Source organism: Candidatus Nitrosotenuis cloacae, from assembly GCF_000955905.1.
GTDB classification, from domain to species: domain Archaea; phylum Thermoproteota; class Nitrososphaeria; order Nitrososphaerales; family Nitrosopumilaceae; genus Nitrosotenuis; species Nitrosotenuis cloacae.
In genome coordinates this window covers 20044-35586 of record NZ_CP011097.1, presented here as the reverse complement: position 1 = coordinate 35586, position 15543 = coordinate 20044, and the positions used below count along the sequence as shown (strand labels likewise).

Here is a 15543-nt window from a genome sequence, read left to right as displayed (position 1 = left end):
TTATTTGGTGATGATAAGTTGGTTTCTATTCGGCTGGCTTTTGATATTTTCGTAATGCCATCTTCATTAGCAAAAACCATGCAATCGGAATTGGCAGCTGGTACGTTGCAATTCTCCACGCAATGATGCTGTCCCACTCTACGCTATCACTGGGCAACTCGAGCTTGAATTCATCTAGGTGTGAAAGATACGCCCATGTACCAAATTCTACAAGACCTGATCCTCCGACCGTAATTGGCATGTTACCAATTGCGTTTCCTGCCATCACAGCCAAAATTGATTCTATTGCAGTTACGGTTTGTTCGCTTCCAAATGAAATTAGCATGAAAGAAATTCCAAAGACTAACCATGATAATAATGAGATCAAAAATGATATTACAAATGCCTTTTTGGCGTGTGGGGCGCGAATGTTTTGCCTAGTCATTGCACAAATGTCAGTCATCCATTGGTTTGTCTTGTCCAAATATTGCTGACCCTTTTCCTTGCGGAACTTTAATACTAAATTTACACAAAACTTGGGAACCTGAAAGTCTCGCTTGGCAGTCAAAAGGAACAAGCCGGACCACAATCCTACAACAGGTATTGTAGTACCAAGAACAATTACACCAATTACGATATGCCCGCTTACAATGGCAACAACACCTGCAATCAGGGATAAAGCACTGGCTGCCAAAACCTCTGTTACAATCTCAAATATTCCAAGCCAAGATGCCTTTGATGTCGGCATGCCGCGCTTGTTCATCCAATAGATTCGAACCACTTCGCCTCCAACAAACATTGGTGTGGTCATGGTTACAAACTCGGATCCAATTCGCACAAAAATTGTCCTCCAAAGCGACTCTATCTTTCCATGAAAGACGCCTATGATGTAGTGGAATTTTATTCCCTGCAGGAATAGTTTTCCCATCATTGCGGCAAATGCGGCAACAAAATTTATGATTCCAACTGCGAAAACATCTTCTGGCTTTACATCAAAGGATATTGCAATTATTAGAAACGGAATAAGGCTAGCTGCAAATGCAACAATTCGCCATTTCATTTTAGCAGGTTTCTAATTGAATCAAATATAAGCCAACAACTCTAACATCCAGAAATTGAAAGTAATTTTTGTTGCTGGAACTGCTGGTGCTGGAAAATCATTGCTTGCATCAAAAATTCATGAATATTATACCGCAAATGGAGCGTTTGCCGCAATTTTGAATCTGGATCCAGGTGTGATATCGCTCCCATACACTCCAGACATTGACATTAGAGATTCTATTGATATTGTATCCATAATGAAACAATATGATCTTGGGCCAAATGGTGCTTTGATGATGGCAAGTGATCTAATTGCTGCAAAGCTTGATGACATACAGGACCAGGCAGACAAGATAAATCCAGATTATCTCATAGTTGATACACCCGGCCAAATCGAATTGTTTGCATACAGAACCAGCGGCCCATATTTTATAGATAATTTTAGAGCAGACCAAAAGACTGCACTGTTTTTGTATGACGGGGTTTTAGTGACAACTGCAATTAATTTTGTATCAATGGCGTTATTGGCAACATCAATAAGATTGAGAATGGGAATTCCTGCAATCAATGTTTTAACCAAAACAGACTTGATTGCAGATAAGATATCGGAGATTTTACGATGGACTACAAATCTCAAGACACTTGAGAATGCGATATCTACAGAGGCAGACGGCGAAACATATGTTTTGGTGACAAACATTTTGCGCAGCCTGAACTTGTCTGGGTTTGCCCAAGGTTTGATTCCAGTCTCAAATGTAACAGGTGAGGGAATGGTAAACTTGCAGGGTGCTCTGAGCAGAATTCTTAACCAAGGGGAGGAAACAGAGGACTGATGCATTCAGTTACTGCAAAAGCCCCATCATCCACTGCTAATTTGGGACCAGGCTTTGACGTGTTCGGTCTGGCACTGGATGCCTTCTATGATACCATTACACTAACAAAACAAAAAAGCGGAATTACCATAATCACGAATGATTCCATTCCGATTTCTCCTGCAAAAAACACTGCAGGACTAGTTGTCCAGTACATGCAGAAAAAATTCAAAGTAAAAAGTGGAGTTCAAATTAAAATCAAAAAAGGAGTGCCTGCAGGATTTGGGATGGGAAGTAGTGCAGCATCGGCAGCTGCTACAGCAGTTGCATTTGACAAACTATTTGGACTAAAGCTAAACGGAAATACTTTGGTAGAGTGTGCGGGGGTTGGCGAGCGTGCAAGTGCAGGCTCCATCCACTATGATAATGTATCCGCATCTGTTCTGGGCGGATTTGTCATAGTAAGAACAAAGCCGCTAGATGTGATCAAGATTTTGCCTCCATCGGATCTAAGACTTGTGGTAGCGGTTCCAAAGATGATAGTTCCTGCGAAAAAAACAGAAGTATCTCGTAGTGTCGTTCCAAAACAAGTCCCATTGTCTAATTCTGTAACTAATCTTTCTAATGCGGCCGCAATTGTTGCAGGATTTGTGCAAAAAGACTCTGAACTTATTGGCAGATCAATCCAGGATGTGATTGTCGAGCCGGCACGGGCTCATCTGATACCTGGATTTGGCAGCGTCAAGAAAAATGCTCTAAAAGCAGGCGCACTAGGTGTTACCATATCTGGCGCAGGACCGTCAGTGATTTCGTTTGCCACAAAAAAATCAAACCTAAACAAAATTGCAAACGCAATGAAAAAGGGATTTGCCTCAGCAAAGACAGACTGCACCGTTGTGATCTGCAAGCCAAGTAGTGGCGCAAAGACGATCTAAATTGAAAAAAGCAGTCGTAATTTGTAGTGGCGGACTGGACTCGTTGTGCCTTGGGGCACATTTATCAAAGCAATACGAATTGTACGGAATTACATTTTCGTATGGCCAACGGGCATCAAAGGAACTAGAGGCCGCAAGAAAGGTAGGTAAGGCATTGCATCTAAAAGAGCATAAAATAATTCCACTGGATTTCATGAAAGCGCTTTATGGCACCAGCAATGTTCTTACCAGTACAAAAAAATCATTGCCATCAAAGTTTGAGTATTCTATTGTGGTGCCAATTAGAAACGCAATTTTTGTCACAATTGCTACTGCGTGGGCTTTTTCTCTGAAGGCATCCCTTGTGGCATATGGTGCGCACACTGATGACATCAAATATCCAGACTGCCGGCCGGCTTTTTCAAAAAAAATAGAGGCTGCGCTGAATCAGGGAGAAATTGATGGAATTAGGCTTGGAATCAGAAACAGGATCAAAGTCTGGTCGCCATATTCTGCTGGAATATCAAAGAGCACACTTGTAAAGACTGGCTATGAGAAGTTTGGTGAGGAGATCTTTCAGACATGGAGCTGCTATGCAAATTCCAAATATCACTGCGGAGAATGTGAGTCCTGCAATAACAGAAAGGCCGCATTCATTCAGGCAAAGATCAAAGACAAAACGAAATATCTGGCCTAGTAACGAGTTTCCAGAATTTTTCTCTTAAACACTAACGGTCTGATTCCCATGTACCATGCCAAGATAATTCCGGCAATTATTCCAAAAAAGTACCAGTTTTGCATATCAGGTGTTGCCTCTTTTGCAATAATATTTACTATCTCTCGTGAGGAAAGTGCGCCAACTGCCAAGGTGATGAAGAATTCTATTGCAAGCCATGTAAAGTGCGGCCAAGATTCTCCTGGAATGTGAACGTTATTGTGTGCTCCCACGAAAAGCTAACCTTGCACTTGATTATTTATCTTTTTCAAAGAAGTGATGATTTTGCGTTGCGAATTATGGCAACCACGTCCTCGCGGTTTTCCTTTCTTTCGTAAAATCCTCTATATGCAGCAGAGGTCATGGTTGCGTCGTTTTTGACTCCTCTCATTTTCATGCAGAGATGCTCTGCCTCAGATAATACCATTACGCCTTTGACTCCTTGCGCATGTAGCTCATCGGCAATGTCTTTTGTCATTCGCTCCTGTATTTGGAGTCGTTTTGCGTATTTTTCCACCAGTCTTACCAGCTTTGATACACCAAAGACACGGCCACTTGGTAAATACGCAATGCTTACCTTTCCAAAGAATGGCAACATGTGGTGCTCGCACATTGAATAGAATTTGATGTCCTTTACCACCACTGCATCAGAGTCCTCTGAGAACTGGACTGATAGTTCCGAATCAGAGTCATAGCCTGCAAAGATCTCCTCATACATGTCTGCGATTCTGTCTGGTGTGCCTCGCAGACCTTCGCGTGTTGGATCCTCACCTAATTCAATGATTAGCTCGCGCACTAGCTTCTTTACTCTGTCTTTGTTCATGGAGCACCTATCAGCTTGTGTAGTTGTGGTACTACACGTACCTCGGAATAGTGAGAAAAAGTCGCATCATAAAAGCTCAAAAGTTTTTGCAATGTTGGCTCTGCTACACCATAGGTCGGCTGTATTATAAAACCCTTAAGATCCCTAGCGCTAACGGTTTTGAAAATTTTATCCACCAAATCTGAAAATGTGTCCAGCTCTGTTTTTGATGATACCACAATTTTGATATAAGTTGGTTTTTTTGCCGCAATCGATTGCTTGAGACATTCCAGTGCATTTTCTATTAACGTGGAATAATGTTTTGGATCGACAAAATCAGAGTCCTTTGTCTTTAGCTCGATTTTTACATAATCAATGAAAGGTAAGACCTTGGCAAATTTTTTAGAGTCAAAGCAGGACGATTCTAAATATGTTGGAATTTTTTTTGATTGGATGAATTTTGCCATCTCGGACACTGCCTCTGCTTGGACTAGTGGGTCACCTCCGGTGAAATTCACCTTGTAGGTTTTGTCTACTAGGTTTTTTTCAATCAAAGAGCATGCATCTTTGATCTCATATTCTTGGCCAGAATCCATTGGGAGTGATTCTTTGGTGTCGCAGTAAAAACAGGTAAAGGGGCATCCTGCCAGCCTTACAAAAAGTGTCTTTGTTCCATAAAGAATGCCTTCGCCCTCAAGTGATGTGAATATTTCAAACAGTCTGACTTTCAAGTAGCCTGACTAGTGGGATTCATTATTTAATTCAGACTAGGAGATTACCGGCTGCTTTGTATACATGAGGCCTGCAACAAAAAAGATCACGCCCAAGATTCCGATCAATCCTCCAACAAATTCGATTGTCTCAAAGAACTCTGTGCTGGTCGGTGCCCACAAAAACGCCATCAGTGCACCAACTATAATCATTGGTATGCCAACGCCGACAGAAATCTGCTTTGATCCCATGCAAATTTGCTGTTCTTCAAAATCTATATGAAGTTTTGTTAGGATCTGTCATCGTCCTCAGAATCTGAGGATTCGACATATTGGGTTATTTCATCAATCAGTGCATTGATTGCACGGATTGTCTTTTTGGGCTCTACGCCTGTCTCTTTGAGCTTTGCAAGCATTGATTTTGCAGATTCAAACTTTGGCTTGATGTTCTCGTCAATGTGGGGTTCCAGTTCTGCTAGCTTTGCCTCGATTCTGGAGACTTCGGATGGTTGCTTTTTGTTTGCGTCTTTGTTTTTTTGGCGGTCTTGTTTGTCTGCCTTGTCTTGTGTTTTGGTATCTTTTGTTTCTGCCTTTAGTGCCTCAGTCTGAGGTCTTGTATCCGATAATTGGAATGATTCCCTTGGGGTTTCTTTTGGCGTTTCTGCTGCTTGAGTGTTTGCCGTGGGTTGAGCTTGTAATGATAACAAATAGGACTCGATTTCTCTGATTGCAGAGTCTAATGCTCTTAGTAGCTTTATTGGATCGTCAGTTGATGCTGGGTCTTTTAGTGAGGCCAAAATCGATCTTGCCGAATCAAATTTGGGTCGTATTGTATCGTCTACTTTTGGCTCCAAAAGCAACAGTCTGCTTTCTAGCTTGGATATTTCTGAGAGGATTTTCTGGTTCTTGGCATCCAGCAGATCCAAGTTTATCTGGTAGACGTGTCTTATTTTGATGACCATCTGGGTTGGGTCGCCTGCAGATGCTAATTCTTCTCGTGCCTTTTGGAGCTTGGCAATTTGCTCCTCAGAGAGGTTTAGTTCTTTGGCCTGAGCCAAAACTGCATCTATTTTTGTAATGTACTTGTTTGCAAAAGAGACAGCTCTTGTGTTGGAGCGCTCTTTTACCATGTTTTTGATTGTGGTTTGAAGTTCTGCGCCAGCGTTCTTTAGTTCTACGAATGTTTTTTCCAGTGATGCCATATCGTCATTCTCAAGGTGTGTTTTTGCAGTCTGGAGTAGATTATCAAATCTGCTAAAGTCAACCGGCAGGTTGTTCTTGTTGGCACTTGCCTTTAGTATGTTGATATTTGCCTCAAATCTTTTGAGCGCATTTGCATAGTCAAATTCTGGAACTGGTGCTGCCTGTGGTGGAGGTGTTGCTATTTTTGCAGCCATTGGCGTTGGCTCTGAGAAAATCTGTGTGACTTGTCTGAATGCCTTCATTGCTGCCAAAAAGTGCTTTTTTGCCTCTGCGGCATCGTCTTTCTTGACAGACGCGATCAGCTGCTCTGTCTCGGAATCTCCCATTGCGTACAGAGATTTTGCCTCTTCAGGTGCCGAAGGCATCTTGTCCAGCTGAATCTTTACTTGTGTTCTTGCCTGGTTTGCCAAATTTACAAAAGAGTCCAGCTTGGAATCTGCAAATGCTGGTGCTACCATCATGCTAGCAACTAGTGCAAATAATGCCATAGTTAGTATGGTTTTCATTGTTGTGACTCCTCCTTTTTCCTTAGTCGAACCAAGTTCTGAAAGTCTTTTTTCTCTATTTCAATAATACCTTGTCGTTCAAGTCGTTTTACTGCACGCCACATTGTGGTTCTGGGTAAGAGGAATTTCTTTCTCAGATCACGCTCAAAGGCTTGGCCGCCGTTTTTCTCCAAATACGAGACCAGTTGTTTGTCATCTTCCCTCATCTCTTGAGTGACCAGCTCGTCCGCATCTACCTCTGGTTCAGGCTCGGAATCCTCATCTTTGTTGTTCAGCAATGGCTTGATTGTCTTTTGGACTGCTCCTTTGGTCTTTTTGAGAATTAATGTGAGTGTGGTTACTGCACCACCGATTGCCACAATCGAGGTTGCGATTCCAACCACATTGTCTTTTAGCCAGTTGACTGGGTTTTCTGTTGGTTGATTGGTTTTGTGCTCATCTATTTTTTGCAGAGCCAATGCGTTTGCTTCTAGTGCCAGATCTTCGGCATCTGTGTATTTTTTATTGTCATATGCAAATACTGCCAGATCTAGTTTTTCTTGCACTGCATTTACATCAATTCCCTGAGTTGCTGCTTCTGCAACTAGCGTCTTTGCGTCATTGATTGCATTTAGTGCAGAAAGCGCAGGACCTGATGTGCTAAAGAAATACTCTATCTGGTTTTTGCCTTTGAGTAATGAGAGTTGTTTTTCATTAATGGAGTCAATGTTATCTGGATTTGCAATATCGACTACGGTTGATTCGTCTGGCATTGTTACAGTATAGTCAACTGGCGAGTCTACCGCAAAGGTCCAGATTTTGCCCTTCTTTGATACTAGATCATAGCTGTCATAAGCAACAGTGACGGAAGATGCGCCAAAAGTCTGAATTGTTGCTCCCTTGCTATCAATATCAAACGATAAGAGCAAGCCGTCCTCGTCTTGGACTACAAAATTATCAATAGATTTACCAAAGAGTGGAACCTTGAGTTCTGGCTCGGTTGGATCAGCGGATGATTGTTGAGAAATATGAGTAGTGCCATCTGGGTAAATTGTAAAGTCAACGGCTCGAAGTGAACCAAAAGATTGTGCAGGCAGTACTACTGTAAGAAGAAGGCCTATAGCTATTAGTGGTGCTTTTACCATTCTAATGAGGATATCTGTAATCCTTACAAAAAGCATTCCCTCAATGTTGGGTATGTCTTCTTGGATACAGAGTACTGCCCCTTGGTTTTTCATGGTTAATACCTCAAATTCAGCGCATCTAGGACGGATTGGAACTTGCGGAACTCTTGGACAAACTCGATGCCTTTTTCAGTGATTGTATATAGTCGGTTTTTGTCGGTTTTTACGGTTTGGACCAAGCCTGCTGTAGAGAGCTTTTCACACTTGTCTATTACGGCATAGTGCGAAAGGTTTGCTCGTCTGGATATTGCAGAGACGATAGTTCCCTGTCTGCCGCCTTCCATGGTGACATTGAGGATATCTCCCATTATGCCCATTTCGGACCTGTATTGTTGTTTTGACATGCTATAGTAATAGTGAGCTACATAGATTAGGGACATTTTGAAACCCCACAGCGGAACGTATAGCGGAATGCGCGTTTCGGGTGGTTGGAACACCCAAAAATTGACATATTTTGATGCGGGGGAAAAAACAATCCAAAAACATGGGTTGGAAATTTTTGTTAGTTGTGGGATTTTGTCTTACTTTATCTTTATTAGGAATAAAATGGCATTATCTACCATAACTGATACAACATGTTTGAAAAATTTAAGAAGACCGAGGAATCCCAACAAAGTACAGGTATGTTAGAGCAGGAAAAACCCAAAATCGAAGCGGAACGCATAGCGGAACAGACAGGATCTGGCTCTGAGATAGGTATTGGGGATTTGATGAACAAGCGTGCCAAGCTAGAAGAAGCAATTGATTACGTAGGATTAATGATAAAGAGTCTAAAGGACAAACGAACCAGGCTAGTCAAGGAGATCGAGGATGAATCCGTTGATATTCAGAATTTGAAGGAAAAACTAGTCAAAGTCAGTGAATACATAGAAGAGGAGGGTCGTGGGATACGGGACCTGTCCAATAAACGCGCCCAAGTGGAGAGCCAGGCAGATGAGGTTGGTGCCCTAATAAGTAACCTACGAAGCAAGCTAGCCAGCATAGACAGTGTAGTCGAAGGCGAGGCAAACAAGGTCAAGGCAATCAAGGAATCAAGACCCAAATCTTAGGGTATTTCATAGCGGAACGTATAGCGAAACGGTCATTTTTAGCAAAATTCGTCTAGAGATTTCGGTTTGATACCATGCCATAACAGACAGTTTTTGGAATAATAAAAGGGGAAACGAGATACTTTAGAGGTATCTTGTCGAGGTAGCGGACTTTGCGCTGACTGGCGTTGATGGGAATCTGTCCCCAACTGACGCCTCTGCAACGGCTGCTGCTTCCTCTAGAATCCTTTCGGATTCTTCGTTGGTTGTTTGATCCATGCCAAACGCACCCTCGCCTGAGAAGGACTCTGTCATTAGTCCATTTAGCATCTCGGTCATCATACCTAGTTCGTGGTCTGCCTCTGGCATGAACTTGCCAAGCGAAGACTTGAGGCTTCTCATTAGGCCGATTGTTGGTGCTATTGTGACTACTGTGTCTCCTAGGTCGCTGAATGTCGTTAGTCTTAGTTCGATTTGCTCTAGTGCCATTCTGCAATTTCCTAGCATCTTTGAGACCTTTCGGACCTCGGCTAGTTCGTTTGCTAAAACTTTGCTAGTGTGAGTATCGTGTTTTTGGGTTGCTGCAACTATTCTTTGGAACAGTTTTTCCTCTCTTTGCTTTAGTTTGGTCAGCATTCCGTCAAGCTTTGAGATTTGGTTGTGAAGGCCTTTTACTGCCTGCTCAATTCTTGGCTTTAATGCGCCTTTTGGCTTGAGGACGTCGCCCAATTTTTCAGATACACTTGGTGTCGATGGTTTGGACCATGAGTTCTGGAAGTTTGTCATGGCTGGTTTACTGTAGTTTATTGAAATCGAAAGGTGTGAAATCTATTTTACCAAAAGATCTAATGCGAAACTTTTGAGCCTAATTCAGCCGAGGCTAGGAGCGATAGAGAAAATAAAAAACAATTCGCCTAGTTTACTGGGCTAGAATGCTTTGTGGGTGCATCTTTTTGATATGGGAGTGCACTCCGTGATTTGCTGTGACTTCTTCGCCACACAATGGACATGTTTCCATTTTTATAGTAGTCCGTTCTATATATAGTATTTAAGGTTTACGTTTTTCGGATCTTTCAAGCTCCAAGATCAAAGATCAGGTAATTGATCCGTAGATGGTATGTGATCTATTGATATGAGCTTTGACAAAAAAAGTTTTCAGGGAAAAAACTGAGTTGGGAAAAATCTTGCAAATCATTCTACGGTGTGATTCAATCAAGGAAAAAATTCTTGGAATTAATTTTGCAAGCTACGAAAAAAATTTGTACTGCAAAAGTGCGAAGTTGTCTTGGTAGTAATGATCAAAAATGACATTGTGAACCAACATTTCCACTCTACGAATAAAATCAAACCAAAAAACGGTTTTCGTATGCGTATAATAGATAAGTCTTGTTAAATGTTTATATATAGAATCCAAAAATGGATTACACCTTATGACACAAACAGCACGAAATAGCGACCGTTGCCCTCGTTGCGCAAAAGGCGCAATGCTAACAGATGGTAGCACAGGCGAGATGTTTTGTAACACGTGCGGATTTGTAGCAACCGAGCGAGTAGAGGAAGAAGGTCCAGAGTGGCGTTCCTTTTCAAAAGAAGAAGGAGAAAACCGCACTCGAACCGGTACACCAACTTCACTTGCAATGCACGACATGGGTCTTGCAACAATTATCGGCCAAGCTGACAAAGACGCATCTGGAAAACCATTGACATCTTCAATGAAGAGCACCATCGAGAGACTAAGAACTTGGGACTCGCGAAGTCAAGTCCACGAACCAGTGGATAGAAACTTTAGACAGGCGTTTTCGGAACTTGACAGACTCAAGGACAAGCTGGCACTTTCTGATGCAGTCATAGAAAAGACTGCATACATCTACAGAAAGGCACTAGACAAAGGGCTTGTCAGAGGACGCTCAATTCCGGGACTAGTTGCAGCTGCTTTGTATGCAGCATGCAGAAATACAGAGACCCCAAGGACTCTGACCGATGTGGCAAATGGAATCAACATAAAACGAAAAGACGTAGCTAGATGCTATCGATTGCTCCTGCGAGAACTGGACCTAAAGATGCCAGTAGTCGATCCAATCAAGGGAGTCGCAAGAATTGCAAGCATTGCTGACTTGTCTGAAAAGACAAAGAGAAAAGCACTTGAATTCCTAAAGGAGGCTAGCCGAATTGAAGTGTCTGCTGGAAAGGATCCAATGGGACTTGCAGCAGCTGCTTTGTACTTGGCTTGCGTGATGCTTGGCGAGAACAAAACCCAAAAAGACATTGCCCAGGCAGCAGGCGTAACTGAGGTTACCATCCGAAATAGGTACAAGGGTCTCAAAGAAGCATTAAAGCTCTAAAACCTCTCTTTTTGTTGTTTTTTGCAAATTTTAATAGGAATTGTAATTTTGGTGAATTTGTGAAAAAGAAAAATCTCATTGGTTTGATTTTAACGGTGGCACCTCTGGTTGTTGTATTTGGCCTGATTTTGACTGCGCCATCAGATAACACTGGGCGCGAGCAAATCTACCATGCAAGGCTAGCTGATCCAAAGCAATACACAGACGGGATTTTTGTAGAGACATTTCCAATCAAAAAGGGAGAATACGAGTTTCGTTTTGTTCTAAATGGGGACAGCCCGCAAACACTTGGTGTCTCACTGAGCGGTACGACATTTTCATTCTCAGAAGAGTTTGAGCTAAAGGGAACCGAACATGGAGACATTGGCAAATACTATACCTGGGAGTATTTGGGCCAAAACAAAATAGAGATTCTAGATGATCAAGAACTACAAATAACAATAAACCCGCATGGAAACGTTTTGGGCCCGTTTTCGATTTATCTGATAAAATAGGTTCGGCGTGACCCCAGACGTAGAACATGAGAGAACACCTCTCTTATCCATAGCGCCAATGCGCTTGCAGGACACAAATTAGTTCTACTGGGTCACGCACCCCTTAGTCGATAGGATTTATGTCCTTTCGCATCATTTCATATAGGAATTTATGTTATTTAAGAATTAGTATGAATTTTTACATCATGATACCACATATAATGAAATAATTTTTGCACATATTTTTCAAACAACGATATTAGCAGAACCATTCCAGGAAAGGAAATGAAGCTTTCAGGAAAGATTGCACTGATCACTGGTGGAAGCCGAGGAATTGGAAAGGCAATCGCAAAAGAGTTTGCAGCTAATGGCGCAAGCATTGTGATTTCCGGCAAGGACAAGACGAATCTGGAAAAGGCCACATTAGAGCTTGACGCATTTGGAGTTTTGGCAGATATTAGAAAAGAGTCTGATGTTCAGAGTCTCATAAACAAGACAATTGAAAGATTTGGCAGGCTGGACATTTTGGTGAATAATGCAGGAGTATTTCCCAAGATCAAGCTGCTCCATGAGATTTCTGATTCGGAATGGAGGGATGTATTGGATGTAAACCTCAATGGCGCATTTTATGCTACAAAATATTCCATACCACATTTGCAAAAAAACGGCGGTGCAATAATCAATATCGCATCATCTGCTGGAATCAAGGCATACGAGAATTTTAATGCGGATGCATATTCTGCATCAAAGGCAGCCTTGGTTTTGCTAACAAAGTGTTGGGCTTTGGAATATGCGAAAAGCAAGATTCGCGTCAACTGTATTTGTCCTGGCGTCGTCGAAACCGGCATGACATCCGAGTTTTTATCAACGCCGGCAACTAGAGACATGATGAATTTTGCCTATCCAATAGGCAGGTTTGGAACCGTAAATGATGTTGCAAAGGCTGCCCTTTATTTTGCATCAGAGGAAGATGCATCCTGGGTTACTGGCGCCATTTTGCCACTTGATGGCGGCGAATCCATAAAATAAGTCCCAAATCAATTTAATACCAAAGAGATCACGCAAAGACATTGGAATCCCTAAAGAAAAGGCGTGCAAAGACCATCATATTATTATCTACCATTTGGTTTGCCATCGCAATTCCATTGCCGTTTTTGTATAATGTACCAGAAGAGGCAACGCCACAACTATTCACGCTGATTCAGATTTTGGGTCTGATCTCAATTCCATTTGTTGCCCTTGGAATAGCTTGGACACTAAAGCCAGAACTTGCGCAATAGCCATGTCTGAAAATCTACCATTCTCAAACCCACTCAGCGAAGCCTTTGCTGCGCTGGATGCTGCAAAAAAGGCAAGCCTGGCCGTAATGGAGGTGTATAATGAGGAATTTACATCTCAGCTAAAGGAAGATGATTCTCCAATAACAAAGGCGGACCTACAAAGCAACGAGATCATAAAGAGGGCATTATCATCGTCTGGATTACATGTATTATCGGAGGAAGACGCAGACGACATGGCAAGGCTACACCAGGAAAAGATCTGGATTATTGACCCGCTTGATGGCACAAGCGATTTTGTAAACAGAACTGGTGAATTTACAATAATGATAGCTCTAGTCCAAAACAAGATTCCAATAATTGGTGCAATTAGTCGACCAACAACAAATACAATATTTTTGGCGCAAAAAGGGGCCGGAGCATACAAGCTTGAAAACAACAAATGGTCAAGACTACAGGTAAGTCAGACAAAAGACATTACCCAATGCAAGGCAGTTGGCAGCAGATTCCACCTAACAGAGCAGGAAAAGGATTTTTTCAAAAAACTTGGCGTTGCAAGCTTTGAGAGCCGGGGCAGCTCACTAAAAGTAGCAGAGATTTGCCAAGGCATGGCAGACCTATACCTCACCACATCAAACAAAATAAAACAATGGGATACGTGCGCCTCTCACTGTCTGATAACAGAGTCTGGTGGAAAGATCACAGATACCATGGGAAAAGAGGTCCTATACAACACAGAAAAGGTAAACCATGAAAACGGCCTAGTTGTGACAAACGGGCTGGTCCATGAGGAAATTATACGAAGATTTTGTAGTTAGGCTACGTTTTTTGATTTTAGGAAATTGAGCAGTTTTTGCACTGATTCGTCCAGTGTTTCCTTGTCGGTTTCTACCACAAAGTTTGGGTTTTCTGGTGCCTCGTATGGGTCTGAGATTCCGGTGAATTGTTTGATTTCGTTTGCTCGCGCTTTTTTGTACATTCCTTTGACGTCTCTGGTTTCGCACTCATCCAGCGAGCATTTTACATAAACCTCAAAGAACCTGGAATCATCTGCTACTATTTTTCTTGCATCGGATCGATTCTCAATGAATGGGGAAACCAGTGATACTCCGACTGGAACGTTATGTTTTAGCAATAGTTTAGCTAGGTGAGCGACCTTTTTGTTGTGCTCTACTCGGCCTTCCTTGGAAAAGTCCTTTGGTGATAACCATTCTCTTAGCTCATCCCCATCTAGTATGGCTAGATTTGGAACAATTTTCTGCATTGCGCGTACAATGGTTGTTTTTCCAGAGCAGGGGAGTCCTGTCATCCATACTACAAATGCCATTTTCAGATTGCCTGCCTTTTGTAGCTCTTAAAGACTTTACGACACAAACCAGTCTTGTTTTTCTAAATAATCAATTTGCTCAAGGATGGTCTGCATTTTAGTAGACACTGCCATTACCGATTGGAACTGCTCATACATTGCCTGCTCTTCTTCTTTTGATATGATCTCTGCTTCGGCCTTGTTGAAAAACTCGTCCTCTTTTTTTAGGTGATCATCCAAGTATATTGAATAAGTTCTGAGGAATCTGGCAACTGGCTCGCGCGAGTTCTTGCCGTCCTTCCATTCTTGGAGGTGTTTGTTGATGTTTTTTGCAATTCTTCTTGAGAACTCGTGCTCTATCATAAATTTTCTAATTTCATCTCTGAGGGAGTCATAGCTTGCAACGCATGCAAAATACGAGTCCTCCTCTCTGGAATAATGAATAGAATCCAAAAACTCGGCAATGACGAAATTGATTTTCTCAATATCAGATAAGGGAATATTTTTTCCTGCGTAGAGTTGCTGGTAGCACTTTACGATTACTTTTTCCAGTCTCTTTATTTTGAGATGATCCTGTCTTAGAAGATCGGTTGCGCTCATGTCATACTACAAAATTAGAGTTTGCGCCATCAAATGGAATGGTCACGCCAGACAAATACTTGATTTTGTTTTGCACTATACTTTTGATGAAATCTCCAATCTCGCGCGGCTCGCCAAGTCTTTTCATTGGAATGTTTTTTGCCATCTCCGATGCATTGCCAAGATCCTTTACTCTATCCGTGTTGATAAGTCCTGGAGCTATATTCACACAGCTTACCTTTCTTGCGGCAAGCTCCTTGCTTGCAAGCTTGAATACTGCAGTAAATGCCAGCCTATATGCACTGGAAATGACCAGTCTTGGGTTTGGCTCTTTGATAACACCAGATGTAATCACAAAGACATAGCCACCATCTTGCACCTTTAGCTTTTGAAGCAAAAGACAAAATCCCAGGAAAAGCTGGTTGTGATATTTTTGCCACTCTTTCTCAGTTACTTCTGAAAAGGTCTTTGGTGGTGGGCCACCCGTGTTCAAAATCAAAATGTCCGTCTGCTTGTGTTTTTTGATGAATTTTTTGACGCTGCTCAGATTTGCAGTGTCGATTTCTTTGCGTGATGTTGCCACAACATCACACCCAATGGACGATAGTGAGTCTGCAATTGCCTTTCCAATTCCCTTAGATCCGCCAAGGACAAGTGCCTTCATCATACCAAAATAGAATGATAATTGATTTT

Annotated in this window: 21 protein-coding genes; 9 read left to right on the top strand and 12 right to left on the bottom strand. The window is 42.1% G+C overall.

Annotation, left to right across the window (positions count from 1 at the left end; all coding sequences use genetic code 11):
- Positions 1-25: 25 nt before the first annotated feature.
- A complete protein-coding gene (locus SU86_RS00210; protein WP_048186697.1) occupies positions 26-1039 on the bottom strand; it encodes a lysylphosphatidylglycerol synthase transmembrane domain-containing protein in 1014 nt (337 codons plus the stop codon).
- Positions 1040-1094: 55 nt separating this feature from the next.
- Here SU86_RS00210 and SU86_RS00205 point away from each other — a divergent pair, with 55 nt between their 5' ends.
- Genes SU86_RS00205 through SU86_RS00195 form a run of 3 tightly spaced genes read left to right on the top strand, consistent with a single transcriptional unit; the run spans position 1095 to position 3443 of the window.
- Positions 1095-1853, top strand: coding sequence for an ATP/GTP-binding protein (locus tag SU86_RS00205; RefSeq protein WP_048186695.1), 759 nt, complete (start codon positions 1095-1097; stop codon positions 1851-1853).
- Positions 1850-2767 (top strand): homoserine kinase, encoded by a 918-nt coding sequence (locus tag SU86_RS00200; RefSeq protein ID WP_048186694.1) that lies wholly within the window; start codon positions 1850-1852, stop codon positions 2765-2767. The genes SU86_RS00205 and SU86_RS00200 overlap by 4 nt, the downstream gene beginning before the upstream one ends.
- Position 2768: 1 nt before the next feature.
- Positions 2769-3443: a 7-cyano-7-deazaguanine synthase gene (locus SU86_RS00195; protein WP_048186692.1), complete on the top strand. Its 675-nt coding sequence runs from the start codon at positions 2769-2771 to the stop codon at positions 3441-3443.
- On the opposite strand, the gene SU86_RS00190 is transcribed toward SU86_RS00195, so the two are convergent.
- From SU86_RS00190 to SU86_RS00160, 7 genes are read right to left on the bottom strand one after another with little or no spacing between them, the layout of a single operon-like run.
- Positions 3440-3694, bottom strand: a complete 255-nt coding sequence (locus SU86_RS00190; RefSeq protein WP_048186690.1) for a hypothetical protein — start codon at positions 3692-3694, stop codon at positions 3440-3442. The two genes, SU86_RS00195 and SU86_RS00190, sit on opposite strands and share 4 nt — an antisense overlap.
- Before the next feature lie 35 nt (positions 3695-3729).
- The gene (folE, locus tag SU86_RS00185) at positions 3730-4284 is read right to left on the bottom strand and encodes a GTP cyclohydrolase I FolE (RefSeq protein WP_048186689.1); all 555 of its coding nucleotides are present in this window, start codon (positions 4282-4284) and stop codon (positions 3730-3732) included.
- The gene (locus SU86_RS00180; RefSeq protein ID WP_048186687.1) at positions 4281-4994 is read right to left on the bottom strand and encodes a 7-carboxy-7-deazaguanine synthase QueE; all 714 of its coding nucleotides are present in this window, start codon (positions 4992-4994) and stop codon (positions 4281-4283) included. Before SU86_RS00180 ends, folE begins: the two co-directional genes overlap by 4 nt.
- A 36-nt stretch (positions 4995-5030) precedes the next feature.
- Positions 5031-5225, bottom strand: a complete 195-nt coding sequence (locus SU86_RS00175; RefSeq protein ID WP_048186685.1) for a hypothetical protein — start codon at positions 5223-5225, stop codon at positions 5031-5033.
- A gap of 38 nt (positions 5226-5263) precedes the next feature.
- On the bottom strand, positions 5264-6682 hold the full coding sequence (locus SU86_RS00170; RefSeq protein ID WP_048186683.1) for a coiled-coil domain-containing protein: 1419 nt from the start codon (positions 6680-6682) through the stop codon (positions 5264-5266).
- Positions 6679-7899 (bottom strand): helix-turn-helix transcriptional regulator, encoded by a 1221-nt coding sequence (locus SU86_RS10000; protein ID WP_052755395.1) that lies wholly within the window; start codon positions 7897-7899, stop codon positions 6679-6681. The genes SU86_RS00170 and SU86_RS10000 overlap by 4 nt, the downstream gene beginning before the upstream one ends.
- Positions 7900-7901: 2 nt before the next feature.
- Entirely contained in the window at positions 7902-8189 is a 288-nt protein-coding gene (locus SU86_RS00160; RefSeq protein WP_177318938.1) for a winged helix-turn-helix domain-containing protein, read from the bottom strand.
- A 279-nt stretch (positions 8190-8468) separates the two neighbouring features.
- Between SU86_RS00160 and SU86_RS00155 the strand changes: the two genes are divergently transcribed.
- A complete protein-coding gene (locus SU86_RS00155; RefSeq protein ID WP_420887338.1) occupies positions 8469-8894 on the top strand; it encodes a transcriptional regulator in 426 nt (141 codons plus the stop codon).
- Between the two features lie 123 nt (positions 8895-9017).
- On the opposite strand, the gene SU86_RS00150 is transcribed toward SU86_RS00155, so the two are convergent.
- Positions 9018-9659, bottom strand: coding sequence for a Snf7 family protein (locus tag SU86_RS00150; protein WP_048186680.1), 642 nt, complete (start codon positions 9657-9659; stop codon positions 9018-9020).
- A gap of 644 nt (positions 9660-10303) precedes the next feature.
- On the opposite strand from SU86_RS00150, the gene SU86_RS00145 reads away from it, so the two are divergent.
- The 5 genes from SU86_RS00145 to SU86_RS00125 all read left to right on the top strand — a co-directional run bounded on the left by SU86_RS00145 (position 10304) and on the right by SU86_RS00125 (position 13783).
- Positions 10304-11215: a transcription initiation factor IIB gene (locus tag SU86_RS00145; protein WP_048186678.1), complete on the top strand. Its 912-nt coding sequence runs from the start codon at positions 10304-10306 to the stop codon at positions 11213-11215.
- Between the two features lie 59 nt (positions 11216-11274).
- Positions 11275-11709, top strand: coding sequence for a hypothetical protein (locus tag SU86_RS00140; protein ID WP_052755394.1), 435 nt, complete (start codon positions 11275-11277; stop codon positions 11707-11709).
- 264 nt (positions 11710-11973) lie between these two features.
- Positions 11974-12717, top strand: coding sequence for an SDR family NAD(P)-dependent oxidoreductase (locus SU86_RS00135; protein ID WP_048186677.1), 744 nt, complete (start codon positions 11974-11976; stop codon positions 12715-12717).
- A gap of 41 nt (positions 12718-12758) precedes the next feature.
- On the top strand, positions 12759-12968 hold the full coding sequence (locus tag SU86_RS00130) for a hypothetical protein (RefSeq protein ID WP_048186675.1): 210 nt from the start codon (positions 12759-12761) through the stop codon (positions 12966-12968).
- A 2-nt stretch (positions 12969-12970) separates the two neighbouring features.
- Complete coding sequence (locus SU86_RS00125) at positions 12971-13783, top strand: 3'(2'),5'-bisphosphate nucleotidase CysQ family protein (RefSeq protein ID WP_048186673.1); 813 nt, start codon at positions 12971-12973, stop codon at positions 13781-13783.
- Here SU86_RS00125 and cysC read toward each other — a convergent pair.
- From cysC to SU86_RS00110, 3 genes are read right to left on the bottom strand one after another with little or no spacing between them, the layout of a single operon-like run.
- Positions 13780-14292, bottom strand: coding sequence for an adenylyl-sulfate kinase (gene cysC / locus SU86_RS00120; protein WP_082096030.1), 513 nt, complete (start codon positions 14290-14292; stop codon positions 13780-13782). The two genes, SU86_RS00125 and cysC, sit on opposite strands and share 4 nt — an antisense overlap.
- Positions 14293-14328: 36 nt before the next feature.
- Complete coding sequence (locus SU86_RS00115) at positions 14329-14871, bottom strand: hemerythrin domain-containing protein (protein ID WP_048186671.1); 543 nt, start codon at positions 14869-14871, stop codon at positions 14329-14331.
- Between the two features lies 1 nt (position 14872).
- Positions 14873-15517, bottom strand: coding sequence for an SDR family NAD(P)-dependent oxidoreductase (locus SU86_RS00110; protein ID WP_048186670.1), 645 nt, complete (start codon positions 15515-15517; stop codon positions 14873-14875).
- Positions 15518-15543 lie beyond the last annotated feature (26 nt).

Excerpts from the sequence above, each read along its gene's own strand:
- SU86_RS00145 (WP_048186678.1), top strand. The coding sequence starts at position 10,304 with ATGACACAAACAGCACGAAATAGCGACCGTTGCCCTCGTTGCGCAAAA.
- SU86_RS00125 (WP_048186673.1), top strand. The coding sequence starts at position 12,971 with ATGTCTGAAAATCTACCATTCTCAAACCCACTCAGCGAAGCCTTTGCT.
- SU86_RS00175 (WP_048186685.1), bottom strand. The coding sequence starts at position 5,225 with ATGGGATCAAAGCAGATTTCTGTCGGCGTTGGCATACCAATGATTATA.
- SU86_RS00135 (WP_048186677.1), top strand. The coding sequence starts at position 11,974 with ATGAAGCTTTCAGGAAAGATTGCACTGATCACTGGTGGAAGCCGAGGA.
- SU86_RS00150 (WP_048186680.1), bottom strand. The coding sequence starts at position 9,659 with ATGACAAACTTCCAGAACTCATGGTCCAAACCATCGACACCAAGTGTA.
- SU86_RS10000 (WP_052755395.1), bottom strand. The coding sequence starts at position 7,899 with ATGAAAAACCAAGGGGCAGTACTCTGTATCCAAGAAGACATACCCAAC.
- SU86_RS00155 (WP_420887338.1), top strand. The coding sequence starts at position 8,469 with ATGTTAGAGCAGGAAAAACCCAAAATCGAAGCGGAACGCATAGCGGAA.
- SU86_RS00115 (WP_048186671.1), bottom strand. The coding sequence starts at position 14,871 with ATGAGCGCAACCGATCTTCTAAGACAGGATCATCTCAAAATAAAGAGA.
- SU86_RS00210 (WP_048186697.1), bottom strand. The coding sequence starts at position 1,039 with ATGAAATGGCGAATTGTTGCATTTGCAGCTAGCCTTATTCCGTTTCTA.
- cysC (WP_082096030.1), bottom strand. The coding sequence starts at position 14,292 with ATGGCATTTGTAGTATGGATGACAGGACTCCCCTGCTCTGGAAAAACA.
- SU86_RS00160 (WP_177318938.1), bottom strand. The coding sequence starts at position 8,189 with ATGTCAAAACAACAATACAGGTCCGAAATGGGCATAATGGGAGATATC.
- SU86_RS00170 (WP_048186683.1), bottom strand. The coding sequence starts at position 6,682 with ATGAAAACCATACTAACTATGGCATTATTTGCACTAGTTGCTAGCATG.
- folE (WP_048186689.1), bottom strand. The coding sequence starts at position 4,284 with ATGAACAAAGACAGAGTAAAGAAGCTAGTGCGCGAGCTAATCATTGAA.
- SU86_RS00110 (WP_048186670.1), bottom strand. The coding sequence starts at position 15,517 with ATGATGAAGGCACTTGTCCTTGGCGGATCTAAGGGAATTGGAAAGGCA.